We start from the raw sequence: 14,117 nt of genomic DNA, 5'->3' as shown, positions 1-14,117 counted from the left end.
TTTCAATATAAAGAGGTGTGTATGATGAAACTCACGAAAGAACAATGGAAAATCGTGGCCACGGTATTTTTAATGGGAACAGTCGTATGTATGGATAAAAACATGATTTCTATGACAGCGTTAGTGCTAGGGGAGCAGTTTAATTGGCTACCTAATCAAACTGGAATTATTTTTAGTATATATTATGTAGGGTTTACGTTGATTACTCTTCCGGGAGGTTGGCTTGTAGATCGATTCGGTTATCGGAAATTTGTGCTTATATCGCTTTTAGTCGTTACCTTATTTACCTTATTCTTTAGCTTTTCTAGTTCACTTGTTTTGTTAGCACTAATGAGAATGGGAGTTGGTGTGGGACATGCAAGTTACACAAGTGGTACACCAAAAATTATTAGTAATAACTTCGTAGGGGGGCAATGTGCATCTATACAATCAAAGGTGCTTGCTACAACTGGAATTGGTGGCGTTCTAGCGTATACAATTGGAATTCAATTAATAAATATTAATTGGCGAGCAGCTTATTGGCTGATAGCAATTTTATACATCATAGTAATACTTATGATGTTTCTGTTTGTGAAAGAAAAGAAAGAAGTACATCATACAGAACAAAAAGTAGAGAAGATTTCACTATTGGATGCTTGGAAAGATAAAAATGTTCTTCTAATAGCAATTGGTATGTTGTTTACCAACTTAGTTGCTGCTGGGATTTTATCTTGGTTACCCTCTGTATTAAAGGCAAATTTTCATATGACTAATAATACACATATTGGTTATATATTAACGATTAATGCGGTTGTTATGGCTTTTGCAACGATGGGAGCGGGGATATTGATTGTTAAATTGTTCAAGAATAAGGAAAAGTTGTTTATTTCACTTTCTTGTGTAATAGCTGCTACTAGCTTAATTTTATTCATCTATTCTACGAATTTAATTATTACAATTGCATTGTTATATTTCATAACAATTTTACTCATGTTTGCTTTTACAGCCTATATGATTCTACCTTACAAATTAGTTTCAAAAAAAATCATAGGATCCTCGTTCTCAGTTATTAATATTGGAGCATTTATTGGTGGAATTATTGCACCAATACTAATTGGTAATTTAGTAACGGCATCTGGAGGCTTTTTTACTACAGGATATATAGCCATGAGCATTTGCTTATTAGTCGCTAGTTTCATGCCGATTTTTATAAAAAATAAACATATTGCGGATACATGAATGTATCCTTATAATCTAAAAACTGTCTCTATTATTGTTTGAAAAGAGTCAGTTTTTTTTTATAAGGTTATATCTTATTAAAAAAATAGAGTTTGTAAAGTTTGCTAAAGTAGACAAGGATACTTCTATATTTGAAAAGAACGATATAATAAAATATAAGTACAAGAACATTTAGATAGCTTATTAATCCAAAATATATGTAATAGCTTGTTATAGAGAAGGCAAAAATGTATATTACCATTTTAACGGAGGACTTATTATGAGTACTGAACAGCGTATTATTGAAGAAGGAAAAAAACTCATCGAAGTTTATGGCTTTCGTAAATTTAAGATGGATGAATTAGCACAAAATTTACGAATAAGTAAAAAAACAATCTATCTTCATTTTAAAAATAAAGATGAATTAATTAGTTCTATTTGTGACTCAATCATTGCTGCAGATTTAGAAGAAATGAAAACAATTATTGATCAAAAAGAAGATTATGTTGAGAAGCTACGTGCCGTTTTCTTTCTATATAATATAAGGATGCTCCGAAAAAAATATTTGAATGAATTGAAGAGATTTTTTCCTGAAGATTGGGAGAAGTTCAGAGCATTTAGTGAGAATAGAAGAGATTATGTAAGGCAAATTTATCGTGAAGGTGTAGAAAAGGGTGTGTTTATCGCAAAATGTCCAACGATGCCTAGTACGCCTTCACCTATTGATGAAAAACAAACTGTAGAGTTATTAATTTTTATTTTAACGTCTGTTATTAACCAAGCTTTTGAAACAGAGATGACAGATTATGAATTTGATGTAAATACAATGCTAATCTATTCTTTTGAGATGTTGATTAAGATGTTTATTGTGGAATAAAAATTCGTTTGAAAAAACCAGTATCTTGAAAAAGATACTGGTTTATTTCTATGCATGTCTTCCTCACTCACAAACCCAAGAAAGCCCCACAGTACTAACCCCTGTATGCACACCAGCTACAGATATAAGCATGAGCGTGACTGTTTCCATTTCTGGTAGTTCATCTTTAACTAATTGTTCTAGCTCGATAGCTTTCTCGAAATCATTTGCATGAAGGATAGCAACTGTATGGATGCTATGATTCTTCAAGTCTTCCTTTAATTGATTAATGACCCATGTATGAGCCTTTTTATGGCTTCTTACTTTATCTTTAATAGTTGCTTTACCATCTTCAATAGCTAAAATCGGTTTGATGTTAAATAGACATGCGAGTAATTTTTGGCTTCCTGATACTCGGCCACTTTTATGAAGCTGCTCTAGATTAGCAGGGATTAAGAATATGCGTGTATTCTTTTTTAGCTTGTTTAATTGCAATACAATTTCTTCTGCAAGAAATCCTTGCTCATGTAGTTTGATACCTTTTTGGATGAGTTGTCCAAGACCGAATGAGCCTGTTTCTGAATCAATACCGTAAAGCGGGAAGCCGGCCATTTCTGCTGCCATCAATGATGTATTATATGTGCCTGATAGTTTACTAGAAGCATGAATAGCAATACCATAATCGTAGTCTTCTTTTAGCTTTTCATACAAGTTTACGAATTCACCAACTGATGGTTGGGACGTTTGAAAGGAACCTTCTTCAGTTTTCATGCGAATATAAAGCTCTTCTTCTGTCATATCGACTGTTTCCTTGAATGAAACTCCATTAATCACAACGTTTAATGGGACAACATGTATATTGTATTTCTCAATTAATTCCTTATTTAATGAGCTTGTACTATCCGTAATCCAAGCTACTTTCGGTTTATTCATTTCCAGTTCCTCCAGTAAATCATTGATGTGAAGATTGTATTATTTTCGTTTATAGGACGTATAGATACACACATAAAAAGTGAGCTAAGCTTCCTAGCATAATGAAAATATGAAAAATTTCATGAAAGCCCATATATTTAAATGTTAACCATTTAGGTTTAACAGCGTAGATGATTCCACCAATTGTATATAATAATCCACCTAAGATTAGTAGATATAAACCATTCATACTTAGCACGTTTGAAAGAGGAGAAGCGGCAAAGATAATAATCCAGCCCATACCTATATAAAGTGCAGTAGATAACCATCTTGGACAAGTAAACCAAACTAACTTAAAGACAATCCCTAATACAGCAATTGAACTAACAATGGTGAACAATGTCCATCCTGTCATATCATTTAAACTAATTAGGCAGAAGGGTGTGTATGATCCAGCAATTAATACAAAAATCATAGAATGATCGATTCTTCTCAAGAAAGCGATGACCTTTTCTTTCGCAATGACCATATGGTATGTAGCTGAAGCTGAATAAAGAAGAATCATGCTAATACCAAAGATGATAACTGCAGTAATTTGGATGGTTGATGACTGAGAGCTAGATACTTTCATAATCATCGCTATTAATCCAATAAAAGAAAGCAAAGCACCTGCTAAATGTGTTAGTCCATTGATGGGTTCTCTAATATAAGTATTCATAATTTATCTCCTTACGTTTCGGTATGTAGTTATTGTAACTACATATAATGATATACGTGTATCGTTATGTAGTCAACATTTACTTTTAAAAGTGTTCAAGATAATATAGATAGTAATTAATAGTGAAAATGAGGTTTGAATTGTGGAGAAATTACATTCTTTTCTTGAAAAGCTAGAACGTGAAAAAAATATAACGCTAGAAGATATTCCAGGTATTGATTTATATATGGATCAAGTTATTCAAATGTTTGAGAACAAATATAGTGAAGCAAAAAGAAATGATGATGAAAAAGTTTTAACGAAAACGATGATTAATAATTACGCAAAAGGAAAACTATTCTTTCCAATTAAGAATAAGAAATATTCGAAGGAACACCTTATATTAATTAGTCTTATTTATCAGCTAAAAGGAGCTTTAACGATTAAAGATATTAAAGAAACACTTGAAGGCATAAATAAGAAAGTTACAGAAGAGAATTTTAGTATGAATGATTTCTATAAGAGCTATTTGCATTTAAGTGAAGAGAATATGGAAAAGTTTACAGTAGATATTGAAGAGCGAATGAATGATGTGAAAGAAGAAGTAATGCATGTTGATGATGATAGTAAGGAATATTTAGAGAAAGTTTTACTTATATCGTCGCTTGTGAATATAAGTAATTTATATAGGAGAACTGCGGAAAAACTAGTTGATGAAATAGTAGAAGGAAGAGAATAACAAAAGAGAACTTAAAAAGGAAGGCAAGTCGTCTAAACTACTTGCCTTCCTTTTTATATTTTTTTCTTTTTTAGAATATCGTATATGGGTTTGGTTAGAAAACCACCAATATGTTGTTTAGGTTCATATGAGATGATGAAAGCTGAGGGTTCAAATCGTTTAATTGTTTCAATTAATTCTTTTTCACGATTTCTTGATGTTAATATTTCGAGTTGATATCTTATACTATCTTTTCCTTCTCCAACAAATACTGTTACACCAAATCCAGCGTTTCTTAGTTCACTAATAAGTTTTTCATTATTATGGATTAAATTAATGGCTAGTTTTGTATATCCTATTGCTAGCTTTTCTTCGATATATCCACCCATTGCAATACCAATTGCAAATCCTAAGGCGTATACAATCATTGCGATAACGCTTTGATCCCCTGAAAAGATTAATGATAATCCAAATACATATATTAATGCTTCTAAAAAACCTAAGATGGATGCAGTGAATTTCATCTGTTTTACTAAGAAGATAATTCGTAAGGTGTATATAGGTACATAGATTAATTGTAGAATTAGAATTAATAAGATATTCATCATTTCTTATTTACCAACAATCTGTTTATTTGATGGTAATTCTATTTCATCTGTTTCTTTTGTATCCTCTACCATATAAGAGTTAATCAAGTGCTCATCTTCTTTTAACCATTTCATGAATGAGAAAATCATTAAAATCATGATGAAAACGAGCGGTAATGCTGTAATGATTGTAAGTGTTTGTAAGGCATCTAATGCTTTACCGTACATTAACACAATCGCAATACTTGTTAATAAAATAGCCCAGAAAAGTCGATACCAACGTACAGGCTCTTCACCATCTCTCAGATTTTTTGATGCAACGTCTGCAAGAGTGAATGCTCCGGAGTTAACAGTCGTAACAAGAAATATGATAGCTACTGCGATGTATAGGAAGGCTACAATACTTCCAAACGGCAAAGCTTCTAAAATAGCAATTGATGCTGCGGGTGCTCCTTGAGAATTAAGAATATCAAGAACTGGTACGATATTATTTAGTTGCATGAACATCCCAGTGTTACCGAAAATCGCAAATGCTGCCCAACATCCTAAAGTTCCACCTATCAATTGACCAAATATAAGCCCACGAATCGTTCGTCCTTTTGATATACGTGCGGCAAACATTCCTGTAAATGGTGCATAGGAGAACCACCAGCCCCAATAGAAAATCGTCCACTTTTCACTAAATCCTGACCCTCCAACTGAATCTGTATATAAGCTCATTCGTAGGAAGTTTTGGAAAAGAAGCCCTACACTTTCTGTTGTTCTTGAAAGGATGAATACTGTTGGTCCAGCAATGAATATAAAGATGGCAATTCCGAAATATAGATATAAGTTCCAATCACTTAAAAACTTCATACCTTTACTCAGTCCGAAATATAAACAAATACAAACGAAAACGGTTAAGCCGATTACAATGGCAATATTCAGTCCCATTGTTTTTTCAATACCGAACCAGTGGCTTAATCCTTCCGCCATAAGTGGTGAACCTAAAGCTAAAGATGTTCCAATTCCACCAATTAATCCAAACATAAAGCAAACATCAATAATTTTACCGATTATACCATCGGCTTTATCACCGAGAATTCCTCGACAAGCTGTGCTTAATCGAACTGAATTATATTTTTTAATATAGAGGGCATACGCAATTGGAATAGAAGGAACACAATAAATAGCCCAAGCAGAAAAGCCCCAATGGAACATTCCATAAGTTGCAGCGAAGTCTGCTGCTTCTAAACTTTTAGGCGTTAAGCCAAACGGAGGACTATCATAATAAAAAGCCCATTCAATAATACCCCAATACATAATACCTGAACCAATACCTGCCGTGAAAATAAGAGCTAACCAACTGAAGGTTGAAAATTCTGGTTTTTCTTTACCGAATCTTATCTTTCCGTATTTACTAAAAGCTAACCAGAATAAGAAACCAAAAATTCCAATACAAGCCCAAAGGTAAAAGGAGCCTAAATCTTTTGTGATAAAGCTTAAAATGGCTGATAAAATAGCCGTTCCCTTTTCGGGATTAACCAATATTGGAAGCGTTATCAGCAGAACGAGAACGACAGCTATACTTAATATTTGTACGTCTATTTTTGATTCTTTTCTCATGCAATTCGCCTCCTAGTTGACATTAATGAGGAAAGTGAAATTTGAGGTAGAGAATATTATTAGGAAATAATATTCTCTACCGCATTAAAAGTATTTAATTCTGAATATTTACTCTATTTTGTGTAGTAATATGCTTGATTACTTCATCACCAACTTGGCTACAAGTAGCAGTACCATCCATATCTGGTGTGAGAGATTTCTTTTCAATAAGTAGTTGCTCGATAGATTGTAGGATGATTTTTCCGTAATTTTCATAGCCAAGGTGGTCAAGTAGTTGACTAGCAGACCAAATGGCTGCTAGTGGATTTGCTAATCCTTTACCAGCTATATCGGGTGCAGAGCCATGAATAGGTTCAAACATGGAAGGGAAGTCTCTTTCTGGATTTATATTGGCTCCAGCAGCTAACCCAATTCCACCCGCAAGGGCAGCTCCTAAATCTGTTAATATATCACCAAATAGATTAGAAGTAACAACTACTTCAAAGCGTTTTGGATCTGTAATCATTAACATTGCCGCAGCATCTACTAAGTATGAAGACGTTTGCACATCTGGATACTCTTGTTTCATTTCATCAAAGATTTGATCCCAGAAAACCATTGAATAGTTTAAAGCATTTGCTTTACTTATACTAGTTAGTGATTTACCTTCTTTTCTCGCTACTTCAAAAGCAAAGCGAATAACTCTCTCTGTTCCTTTGCGAGAGAAAACACTATTTTGTAAGACAACTTCGTTCGCTTGTCCTTTAAATAACCAGTCTCCAGCTCCGGCGTATTCACCTTCACTATTTTCACGAATAAACAGCATATCTACTTCTGATTGTTTAACCCCTTTTAAAGGGCAAGTGGCACCATTTAATAGTGTAATAGGTCTAATGTTAATATATTGATCAAAACTTTTTCGGATTTTTAATAGTAAATCCCATAATGAGATGTGATCAGGGACGCCAGGATAGCCAACAGCTCCTAGATAAATAGCATCAAAACTCTTTAATTGTTCAATACCATCATTATCCATCATAACACCATTATGATGATAGTACTCACATCCCCAAGGAAAATGCGTAAATTCAAATTGAATGGAAGAATCTAATTCAGATATCGTATTTAAAACTTTAATACCTTCTTTAAGAACTTCTGGCCCAATTCCATCTCCCGCTATTACAGCGATTTTATAGGTTTTCATTCCACATTCCCTCTGTTCCATACAACTAGTTTTAATTCTGTCATTTCTTCTACCGCATATTTAATTCCTTCGCGACCAGTACCACTTTCTTTCACACCACCGTATGGCATATGGTCAACACGGAACGTTGGTATATCGTTTATCAAGACAGCACCAACTTCTAGTTCTTCGCTAGCTCTAAGGGCTTGATTGATATCTTTTGTATATATGCCTGCCTGTAATCCATAGTTAGAATCGTTTACATAGGCAAGTGCTTCCTCGATAGAGTTCACTTCGTTAATGATAACGATTGGAGCGAACACTTCTTGACAAGAAACTTTTAATTTTGGATCTACGTTTGTAATGATTGTTGGTTCTAGAATGCCATTTGTAAGTTGGCCGCCAGTTACAATCTGGGCTCCGTTTTGTTTCGCTTCTTCTATCCAACTTAATGCACGTTTTGTTTCATTTTCTGAGATTAAAGAAGAGATATACGTATCTTCTTGTAAAGGATCACCTAATTTGAGTTGCTTAGCCGCTGTTTTAAATTGTTCGACGAAAGCGGAGTATACATCGCGATGTGCGTATACACGTTGTAAGGAAATACAAACTTGCCCTTGGTTAGAGAAAGCTCCTACTATACAACGATTAACTACTTCTTGAACATTTGTATCTTTATCAAGAATAACGGCAGCGTTAGAGCCTAACTCTAAAGTGGTTTTCTTTAGGCCTGCTTTGTTACGGATACCAATACCAACAGATGGGCTTCCGGTGAAGGTAATCATCTTCACTCGATCATCTTTAATAATTGTTTCCCCAACAACAGAACCAGCGCCAGTTACAACATTTATTACACCATCAGGTAAACCTGCTTCTTTAAAAAGCTCTGCAATAAATAAAGATGATAATGGGGTCTGTGATGCAGGTTTTAAAACCACTGAATTACCAGTTGCAATTGCTGGTCCTAGCTTGTGTGCTACTAGGTTCATAGGGAAATTAAAAGGTGTAATAGCTCCAATAACACCTAGTGGTTTTCGTAAAGTATAGCCTACTCGACCAACACCGCTTGGAGATGCATCAAAAGGAATGGTCTCTCCATGAATACGCTTTGCTTCTTCAGCGGCAAATTTATACGTTTCAATCGTTCTTGCTACTTCTACTTTCGCAAAAATAATCGGTTTAGCTGATTCAGTAGCAATGATTTCAGCAGCTTCGTCCGCTTTTTCTGTTAATAAAGTAACGACTCTTTCTAAAATTTCTGATTTTTTATAAGCAGGCATGCTAGAAATAACCTTGAAAGCTGCTTGTGCTGCAGAGATTGCATCTTTTGTTATTTTTTCGTCTGCCATTGCGATTTCTGCAATGGGCCCGTTTGTATATGGTGAGTATAAAGTTGTATACTTTGGTGCTTCTACTTCTTTACCATTAATAATTAGATGTTTTTTGACTACAGTATTTAACTCCGTCATTTGCCTAATGCCTCCATTACCATGTCATGGAATTGAACGATAGCTTTTTCTGATTTAGAATATACACCCTTTTCAAAGGCACGTGAACGGAAGCCAACTTGTTCAAGTTCTACTAATTCAACATCTTCTTGGCGTACTTGTTCTGCGAATGTTACTAAATCTTGCTCTTTTTGGGTTAAGTTCTCATCTCTAAAGTAATATGTGTAAACACCTAAAGTTGTTTCATGATCGATAGGAATCATTTGTATAGTAGCTAAATTACCTGGTCCTGGATAGATTGTTACCATTAGGTTTGGCCATAACCAGAAGAACTCGCCACCTTGCATTTCAGCTTCATTTAAGTCGACATTGCCCATTGTTTTATCTGGTTTTACAACAGTACCTTGGAAAGAATAGTTTTCACACGTAATGATTTGATAATTATTCATATCTAATGTAGCAATAAAACTAGGATGAGCAACGTGACAATGGTCACATTCTAGATAATTATCGATAAATGCTTTCCAGTTTGCTTTAATAACGCGTGTTTTTGTATTAACTTTTTTCAATTCGCCTAGGAATGGATATTTGCGCAGTCGATCAAAGAAATCACCATAAGACTCGCTTAAAGGTTTGCAATCATCATCAAGATTAACGAAGATTAAAGATTCTTGAATGTCCATTCTCACTGAGCGTAAACAACGATTATTCACGCAAGCTAAATCATCACCTCTAAAGTTAGGAGCTTTATTTAATTGTCCATCTAAATGGAATGTCCAGCCATGATAACCACATTGAAGGATTTTCTTTTTACCAGATTCCTTTTTTTCTAGTTTTGTCGCACGATGTGGACATACATTGTAGAAAGCACGAATTACATCATCATTTCCACGTACAATGATTAGAGGTTCACCAGCAACTTCTGTTGTGAAAAATTGACCTATTGTTTCAACTTGACTTACATGACCAACTAATTGCCATGATTTAGAGAAAATATTCTCCATCTCTTCTTGTAAAATAGCTGGATTAGTATATAAATCATAAGGCATAATTTTTTCAAAAGTTCTACTCGCTTTGTTTTGTACTTCATTGTAACTCATAAATAATTCCTCCTAATTATATGAATGATTTAATTAAACGCTTTCAGTAACTTTGAACGGCTCTTTTGCTACTTTAATAGAATCAGTTGGACAGCCATCTATTGCATCTTCAAGATCATCATAGAAGTCTTCAGGTATCTCAGTTATTCCTGCATTATCATCAAGTATTGAAAAGGCTAGGCCTTCTTCATCGTAATCAAATATGTCAGGTGCACATGCACCACAAGAACCACAGGCAATACATGTTTCTTGATCAACGAATGTATATTTTGCCAATATGAACAACTCCTATCAAATTTAAATCGTAACTTTCTTTGCTTTTTTCTCCATTAAACTAGTGCTGTGTATACTTTGAACGCGTGCTGTTGGTTCAACATATACTTTTGCGTTACTAACAGCTGTAGCTGCTTCGCCAAATCCAGTAGCAATTAGTTTTACTTTTCCATCGTAAGTGCAAATATCTCCAGCTGCATAAATGCCTGGTATATTTGTTTCCATTTTGGAGTTAACGACAATGGAGTTATTTTTAATGTCTAAATTCCAATCTTTTATTGGACCGATAGAAGAAACAAAACCGTAAGTAACAAGTACGTCATCCACATCTAATGTGATGGTTTCTTCTCCTTCTGTACTACTTAATGTAACTTGCTCGATTTTACTTTCACCAATTAATGCTTCAGGAACGAATGGTGTAAGAATATTTACTTTCGATTGCTTTAACAGTTCTACACTATGTTCATGAGCCCTAAATTGGTCTCTGCGGTGAACAAGATATACTTTGCTTGCAATTGGTTCGAGCATTAATGCCCAGTCAACTGCAGAGTCTCCGCCACCAAAAATCACTACATTCTTACCAGCGAATTGATAGAGATCATTAATGAAGTAATGTAAATTACTTTCCTCAAACTTTTCACTACCTTCAAGTTTCAATTTGCGTGGTTGGAATCCTCCGTTACCAGCAGTTATGATAATGGATTTTGAATAATGAACTTCCTCATCACTCGTTTTAATGACAAATGCATCGTCTTGCTTTTCAATCGTTTGGACAGTGCGATTCAAACAAATTGAAGTATTAGATTCAAATACGTTCATTTGTTGGATTAGGCTATTTACTAAATCTTGAGCAGCTACCGCTGGAAATCCTGCAATATCATAGATATTCTTTTCTGGGTATAGAGCTGATAATTGTCCTCCTAATTGGGGAAGACTTTCAATGATTTTGGCAGAAGCTTGTCTCATACCTGCATAAAATGCGGTAAATAATCCAACAGGACCTCCTCCAATAATTGTCATGTCGTAAACTTTGTGTTCGCTCATTTTTTCACCTCGTGTTAGTTAACTTACATCCTGAATGATTCAGGAGAAAACTTCTAAAATACACGTATTAAGTATATTTTTTGAATTATTTCTCAATATTTGTTAAATTTAATCATTGGGATTTTGAAGTTTCAGATTATTTTGTCTTATTCGGACTATGAATATTAATATTGCAAGTACTATGCCAATGTTAAAAACTAGTGAAATTCTAATAATACTTTGCATGGATAATTAAAAACTGAGTTACTTTCACTTCGATTGAAGTGAAAGTAACTCAGTTTTATGAGGGGGAGAATGATGTGTTTCCATTATCAGAAATTCCAAATTCAGTAGATATCAATGTGGACATGTTGAGGAAAATACTAGATTATTCATCTGATGAGATATTTGTATTAGATGGAGAAAAGCGGATTGTTTTTGTGAATAATGTCTGTGAGAAACACTATGGATTAAAGCCCAAGGATATAATGGGTAAATACAATGTTGAATTATTCGAAAAAGGTTATTGGAAGCCATCAATTGTGCCATTAGTTTTTAAAGAAAAGAGAACGATTACAATTAAACAGACAACTTACATAGGAGCGGAATTATTAACAACAGCAGTACCTATGCTTAATAGTCAACAGGAGATTGAGCTTGTTGTTATTACATCGCAAACATTACAAGCATATAAAAGTATAAAAAATGATCAGGAGCAGCTATCTACAAAGTCTCTACAGGATCGCTATATTTCGAATTATACGCCTTTAACGAACTGTGAAAAGGTAAAGAATATTATTAAGGTCTGTGAGAAAATTGCTTGTGTTGACTCTACTATTTTAATTCAAGGTGAGTCGGGAACGGGTAAAGGAGTACTCGCTCATTATGTTCACAGCATAAGTAATCGAAAAGACCAAACGTTTTTAAAAATTAATTGTGCGGCTCTACCAGGTGATCTATTAGAATCAGAGCTTTTTGGTTATGTTGAAGGTTCATTTACAGGGGCAAATAAATTCGGGAAAAAAGGATTGTTAGAAACAGCTGATAAAGGTACGTTATTTCTCGATGAAATTGGTGAAATGCCACTATCTCTACAAGCAAAATTATTGGAAGTCATACAAGAAAAGCAGTTCATTCCAATTGGAGGTAGAGAAAAGAAAACAGTAGATATACGAATTATAGCTGCAACAAACCGAGATTTAATTGAAATGGTAAAGCATAAGCAATTTCGTGAAGATTTATTTTATAGATTAAACATTATGGATATCGAGTTACCGCCTCTCAGAGAAAGAAGGGAGGATATTATTCCATTAACATACAACTTCTTATATAAATTCAATGATAAATACGAAATGAACAAATTGATTTCTCAAGAATGCCTTGATATTTTTTCGAATTATTCGTGGCCTGGAAATATACGTCAACTTGAGAATACGATGGAAAGACTAGTGATTACGAGCGATTCAATGATTAAAGAATGCGATATTCCTGATATAATCTTGAACAATACTAGCGTTCAAACACAATCTATTATTCCTCCTACACTTGATGATGCCATTGATTATGTGAAAAAAACATTAGTGACAAAATCATATGCAAAGAATAAAAGCTCCAGGAAAGTTGCGCAGGATTTAAATATTAGTCAGACTCGAGCGGTAAAGCTTATAAGTCAATATTGTAGTAATGAGTAGTTTTTATAAAAGAGGCTGTTTGAAAAGTAATTTGCAATCGCTTTTCGAACAGCCTTTTTCCGCTTTTTTGTTCCTAATTTCACAAGAAAGGTTATAATAATTGATGTCCTATATAACTCAAAAGAGTAATAGCCTAAAAGGAGAGAATCGCTTGCTCAACAAGAAAGAAGTTAGAGAACAGTTAGTACAAATTGAGAAGAAGTACAATGTTAATCTTGATATGTATCGTAGTAAATTGGCCTTTAAAGACTTACCTGCAGCTTTATATGCAGATGAAGTTATGAAGTTTGTCACAACGGGTTATTATGATGGGAATACGTACATGTTTGTTTGTACGAACAAACGTATATTGGCTTTGGATAAGGGAATGTTATATAAATTACGAGTGGAAGAAATTCCGATGAATAAAATTCAATCTGTTAGCTTTAAGAAGAAATTAATATTTGCTGAAGTAAATATCGTAACGGATTATGCAGAAATTAAAATAGATCAAGTATATAAGGATCAAGTGCAGTTCTTCGCCGAAGCAATTAAAGAGGCAAAAGAACAAATGGCTTAAAACCGACTTATGCTATATTTAGAAAAATAGCAAAATATGCTAAGTTAGATGAAAGAAGTATAAATCGATAATGCATAAAGGGGTGGCACAGATGTGTTTATGTAATAATATCATTCAATCAGCATTAGCATTAGAAAAACAAAAAGAACTAGAAAAAAAGCAGCGTGAACTTGAAACAGGTCAAAAGGAAACAGTACGTGATTGGTTTCATTCTATAAAGGCACGTATAGCAATACCAAAAGAATAGATGTTTAAAGGGCGTTCGAAAAGAAGTATGTATATCTTTCGA

The 14,117-nt window shown here is 34.0% G+C and carries 15 protein-coding genes; 6 read left to right on the top strand and 9 right to left on the bottom strand.

Annotated elements, in window-relative coordinates; translation table 11 throughout:
• Nucleotides 1-21: 21 nt before the first annotated feature.
• Nucleotides 22-1,218: an MFS transporter gene (locus TX86_RS16750; RefSeq protein WP_081707731.1), complete on the top strand. Its 1,197-nt coding sequence runs from the start codon at nt 22-24 to the stop codon at nt 1,216-1,218.
• Nucleotides 1,219-1,477: 259 nt separating this feature from the next.
• Nucleotides 1,478-2,074: a TetR/AcrR family transcriptional regulator gene (locus TX86_RS16745; RefSeq protein ID WP_042350693.1), complete on the top strand. Its 597-nt coding sequence runs from the start codon at nt 1,478-1,480 to the stop codon at nt 2,072-2,074.
• A 63-nt stretch (nt 2,075-2,137) separates the two neighbouring features.
• Here TX86_RS16745 and TX86_RS16740 read toward each other — a convergent pair whose 3' ends face one another.
• Both TX86_RS16740 and trhA read right to left on the bottom strand, forming a co-directional pair.
• Entirely contained in the window at nt 2,138-2,986 is an 849-nt protein-coding gene (locus TX86_RS16740; protein WP_042350692.1) for a DegV family protein, read from the bottom strand.
• A 49-nt stretch (nt 2,987-3,035) separates the two neighbouring features.
• Nucleotides 3,036-3,683 (bottom strand): PAQR family membrane homeostasis protein TrhA, encoded by a 648-nt coding sequence (trhA, locus tag TX86_RS16735; RefSeq protein ID WP_042350690.1) that lies wholly within the window; start codon nt 3,681-3,683, stop codon nt 3,036-3,038.
• A gap of 142 nt (nt 3,684-3,825) precedes the next feature.
• Between trhA and TX86_RS16730 the strand changes: the two genes are divergently transcribed.
• Nucleotides 3,826-4,401 carry a DUF1836 domain-containing protein gene (locus TX86_RS16730; RefSeq protein WP_042350689.1) on the top strand — a complete coding sequence of 192 codons (576 nt, stop codon included), beginning with the start codon at nt 3,826-3,828 and terminating at the stop codon, nt 4,399-4,401.
• Between the two features lie 53 nt (nt 4,402-4,454).
• Here TX86_RS16730 and TX86_RS16725 read toward each other — a convergent pair whose 3' ends face one another.
• The 7 genes from TX86_RS16725 to TX86_RS16695 form a co-directional block, all read right to left on the bottom strand.
• Complete coding sequence (locus TX86_RS16725) at nt 4,455-4,988, bottom strand: DUF2179 domain-containing protein (RefSeq protein ID WP_042350688.1); 534 nt, start codon at nt 4,986-4,988, stop codon at nt 4,455-4,457.
• Between the two features lie 3 nt (nt 4,989-4,991).
• Nucleotides 4,992-6,572 (bottom strand): BCCT family transporter, encoded by a 1,581-nt coding sequence (locus TX86_RS16720; RefSeq protein ID WP_052343715.1) that lies wholly within the window; start codon nt 6,570-6,572, stop codon nt 4,992-4,994.
• Nucleotides 6,573-6,666: 94 nt separating this feature from the next.
• Nucleotides 6,667-7,755 (bottom strand): tartrate dehydrogenase, encoded by a 1,089-nt coding sequence (locus tag TX86_RS16715; protein WP_042350686.1) that lies wholly within the window; start codon nt 7,753-7,755, stop codon nt 6,667-6,669.
• Complete coding sequence (locus TX86_RS16710; protein ID WP_042350685.1) at nt 7,752-9,203, bottom strand: aldehyde dehydrogenase family protein; 1,452 nt, start codon at nt 9,201-9,203, stop codon at nt 7,752-7,754. Before TX86_RS16710 ends, TX86_RS16715 begins: the two co-directional genes overlap by 4 nt.
• Nucleotides 9,200-10,282: an aromatic ring-hydroxylating oxygenase subunit alpha gene (locus TX86_RS16705; RefSeq protein ID WP_042350684.1), complete on the bottom strand. Its 1,083-nt coding sequence runs from the start codon at nt 10,280-10,282 to the stop codon at nt 9,200-9,202. Before TX86_RS16705 ends, TX86_RS16710 begins: the two co-directional genes overlap by 4 nt.
• 33 nt (nt 10,283-10,315) lie before the next feature.
• Nucleotides 10,316-10,558, bottom strand: coding sequence for a ferredoxin (locus TX86_RS16700; RefSeq protein WP_042350682.1), 243 nt, complete (start codon nt 10,556-10,558; stop codon nt 10,316-10,318).
• A 21-nt stretch (nt 10,559-10,579) separates the two neighbouring features.
• Nucleotides 10,580-11,599 carry an NAD(P)/FAD-dependent oxidoreductase gene (locus TX86_RS16695; protein ID WP_042350681.1) on the bottom strand — a complete coding sequence of 340 codons (1,020 nt, stop codon included), beginning with the start codon at nt 11,597-11,599 and terminating at the stop codon, nt 10,580-10,582.
• A 299-nt stretch (nt 11,600-11,898) separates the two neighbouring features.
• On the opposite strand from TX86_RS16695, the gene TX86_RS16690 reads away from it, so the two are divergent.
• From TX86_RS16690 to TX86_RS26775, 3 genes are all read left to right on the top strand, one after another.
• Entirely contained in the window at nt 11,899-13,269 is a 1,371-nt protein-coding gene (locus TX86_RS16690) for a sigma-54 interaction domain-containing protein (protein ID WP_439096856.1), read from the top strand.
• 151 nt (nt 13,270-13,420) lie between these two features.
• Nucleotides 13,421-13,828 carry a PH domain-containing protein gene (locus TX86_RS16685; RefSeq protein WP_042350680.1) on the top strand — a complete coding sequence of 136 codons (408 nt, stop codon included), beginning with the start codon at nt 13,421-13,423 and terminating at the stop codon, nt 13,826-13,828.
• A 91-nt stretch (nt 13,829-13,919) separates the two neighbouring features.
• Nucleotides 13,920-14,075, top strand: a complete 156-nt coding sequence (locus TX86_RS26775) for a hypothetical protein (RefSeq protein ID WP_154663151.1) — start codon at nt 13,920-13,922, stop codon at nt 14,073-14,075.
• Nucleotides 14,076-14,117 lie beyond the last annotated feature (42 nt).

The organism is Bacillus massiliigorillae, from assembly GCF_000380245.2.
GTDB classification, from domain to species: Bacteria; Bacillota; Bacilli; order Bacillales; family DSM-1321; genus Bacillus_AD; species Bacillus_AD massiliigorillae.
Note: the sequence above shows the minus strand (reverse complement) of the source record. Positions and strands in the feature narration are given on the sequence as shown.